This is a genomic window from Micromonospora sp. HK10, assembly GCF_000982955.1.
Lineage (GTDB): Bacteria > Actinomycetota > Actinomycetes > Mycobacteriales > Micromonosporaceae > Micromonospora.
In genome coordinates, this window is the sequence record NZ_KQ058735.1 from 1 (window position 1) to 2,564 (window position 2,564).

A 2,564-nucleotide genomic window follows, 5' to 3' on the forward strand; every position below is an offset into this window, starting at 1 on the left:
GGCCGCGACCGGCTCGGCGGCGGGCGCGTCCTGGTCGGCGGGCGCCGGCTCCTCCGTCACAGCGACGGCCGGCGGCACCTCGTCGACCACGGCCGTCGGCCGCTCCTCGTCGACGACGGCGCCCGCCGGCGCACCCTCCACGGTGGGCGACACCCGGTCGGCGCCGGTGCGCCGGCCGCTCACCACCCAGCCGATCGCCAGACCGACCACCAGGGCCAGGATCAGGACCAGCCACTGCCCGAGATTCGACGGCACGGCCTACCTCCTCATATGTATGTGCTCGACAGTCGCGAGAAACCCGGGGCAGCTTCGCACACGTGCGGCCGGGACGACAGGGAGGTCCACCGATCCCGGCGCCGGTGGCCTGCGGCGTGCCGCCGGGTGGCGGTGGGATGACCGAGCGTGCCGCGACGTGAGGGGCGCCCCGGACCCTGGTGCCATCAGGGGTCCGGGGCGCCCGGTCCGGGCCCGCGGGGGCGGGCGAATCAGCGCAGCGAACCCGCCGCGGGTTCGTCGGCCGCGTTCCAGGTGTAGAAGCACGGCGCGATGGCGTCCCGCGGCGAGCGCCAGGTCGGCAGGTACGGCGAGGTGTGCGCGGCGAGCCGTTCGTCGACCCGCCGGTACAGCGGGTGGGCGCGGGCCTCGGCCGCCGTGTCCGGGTCGACGTCCGTGGTCTCCATGAGATGGACGCAGAGGTCGTGCAGCGAGTAGAGCGAGCGGTGCCGCAGCCCGGTGAGCCGGGGCAGCCCGGTCGCGTCGGCCTCGGCGAGGATCTGGCCCACCCGTCCCTCGGCGCCCGGCACGATCCGGCTGACCACCAACAGTCGACTCATCTCCGACCCCTCTCGCCGGTGCCGTCCGGGCCGCGCCGGCCGGAGGGCCTCGGGCACCGTGTGCCGCCAGCCTGCCGGCGCCGCTGTCACCTGCCCGTCACCGGGCATTCCCACGCGGTGACGTCGACTGTGGCCGATGCGCGTGGACCGACCGGACCCGGTCCGGCCGCAGCGGGCCCCGGGTCGGAACCCGGTCCGGGGCCGGCCGGCTCACCGGTTGCCGGGGGCGGTGGGGGCGGTCGGGCCCCGCTGCGGTGCCGGGCCCGCGCGGTCCGGGCGGCGCGGCGGCTCCCGGCGGCTGGCGTGCCGGATCGGGGCGAGGGTGTCGGCGAGCAGCGCGGCCATCGCCGGTGAGGGTTCCAGCCGCAGCTCGCGCAGGAGCAGGTCCCGGTAGACGTAGAAGGCGTGCACCGCCTCGAACGCGTTGCCCTCGGCCAGGTGGACGCGGACCACCAGGCGGTGCGGGGTCTCCCGCAGCGGCTCGGCGGCCATCGCCGCCAGGGCCGCCTCCAGGGCCTCACCGTGCCGGCCGGCCGCCAGGTGGTTGCCCGCGAGCTCCTCCAGCAGGTGCAGGCGCAGCTGGCGCAGCCGCTCGCGTTCCAGCAGCACCCAGTCGTCGTACCAGCCGGGCAGCAGGTCGTGCCGGCAGATCTCCGCGGCCACCTCGGGCAGGTCGCCGGCGCGGACCCGGGCGGCGGCCCCGACCAGCTCGTCCACGTCGAGGCGTACGGAGTCGCCGAGGCGCACGGTGTCGCCGTCGGTGAGCAGCGGGCAGCACGGGTCCTGCCGCAACCGCCACAGCGCGGTCCGCAGCGACGACAGCGCCCGTTCCTCGGAGGTCTCCGGCCAGAGCAGCCCGGCCAGGTGGCTGCGGGTGGCGGCCGGCCGGAGTCCGATCAGGGCGATGACCCGTTGCAGGCCCCGGGGCACCACCACCGGGACGTCGTCGTGCAGCAGCCGGAAGCCGCCCAACAGGTGCAGCGACACTCGTGGCGGTTCCGGGTCCCCGGCCGTCGGCATCCTCGAATGACCGGACACGGGCGCACCCCCTGCACCGGAACCCTCGTCCCGACCGTCTCGTGACGCCCGGCTCGGCGGCCCGCGACCCCGGTGTCGGCGCGGCTTGGCCGCCGCGGCCGGTGCCGCGGTCGCCGGGCTTACCAGGACGGAGGTTATCAACGCCGATTACGCTGGGTCAACGGGTCGCCATCTATGCGACAGTCTTCTCTGGAACCAGTCAAACCGACGTTGAACTGCGAAGAGGTGTGGCGCCGGCAAATCCCGAAGACGATCTTCGAATAGCTCGCGCACAGGTTGCGTCAACGGAGCGTCACCGTAATCGGGGCCGGATGGCGGCCGGGTGACGCCGCGTTGACGGCGCCGGCGGCACCGTGTCGGCAGTCGTCCGGCGGAACCGGTGGTACCCGCACCGGGACGCCCCCAGGGGAGGCTGTCCATGGATCGTTCGCTCATCGTCGCCAAGGTGGTGCCCACCGCCGAGGACCGGGTCGCCGAGATATTCGCCGAGTCCGACGCCACCGACCTGCCCGGCCTGGTCGGGGTCCGGCACCGGTCGCTCTACCGGCTGCACGACCTGTACGTCCACCTGCTCGAGACGGAGCGGCCGGCCGAGGGCGCCGTCGAGGACGCCCGCGGGCATCCCGAGTTCGTCCGGGTCAGCGAACGGCTGCGCCCGTTCATCTCGCCGTACCTGCCGACCTGGCGCTCGCC

The 2,564-nt window shown here is 75.0% G+C and carries 3 protein-coding genes and 1 pseudogene; 1 reads left to right on the forward strand and 3 read right to left on the reverse strand.

The annotated features are described in order from the left end of the window. The 3 genes and pseudogenes from LQ51_RS08515 to LQ51_RS08525 form a co-directional block, all read right to left on the reverse strand. Positions 1-255 (reverse strand): annotated as a pseudogene (locus LQ51_RS08515) (hypothetical protein); the annotation flags it as partial. 230 nt (positions 256-485) lie between these two features. Beyond that, positions 486-833: a TcmI family type II polyketide cyclase gene (locus LQ51_RS08520; protein WP_046564152.1), complete on the reverse strand. Its 348-nt coding sequence runs from the start codon at positions 831-833 to the stop codon at positions 486-488. Positions 834-1,043: 210 nt separating this feature from the next. After that, positions 1,044-1,853, reverse strand: a complete 810-nt coding sequence (locus LQ51_RS08525; protein WP_046564153.1) for an AfsR/SARP family transcriptional regulator — start codon at positions 1,851-1,853, stop codon at positions 1,044-1,046. A gap of 436 nt (positions 1,854-2,289) precedes the next feature. Here LQ51_RS08525 and LQ51_RS08530 point away from each other — a divergent pair. Beyond that, on the forward strand, positions 2,290-2,564 hold a 275-nt coding region (locus LQ51_RS08530; protein ID WP_046564154.1), incomplete at its 3' end, for a TcmI family type II polyketide cyclase.

What these genes read in the sequence shown, in the direction of transcription:
- LQ51_RS08520 (WP_046564152.1), bottom strand. Translation starts at nt 833, where the DNA reads ATGAGTCGACTGTTGGTGGTCAGCCGGATCGTGCCGGGCGCCGAGGGA.
- LQ51_RS08525 (WP_046564153.1), bottom strand. Translation starts at nt 1,853, where the DNA reads ATGCCGACGGCCGGGGACCCGGAACCGCCACGAGTGTCGCTGCACCTG.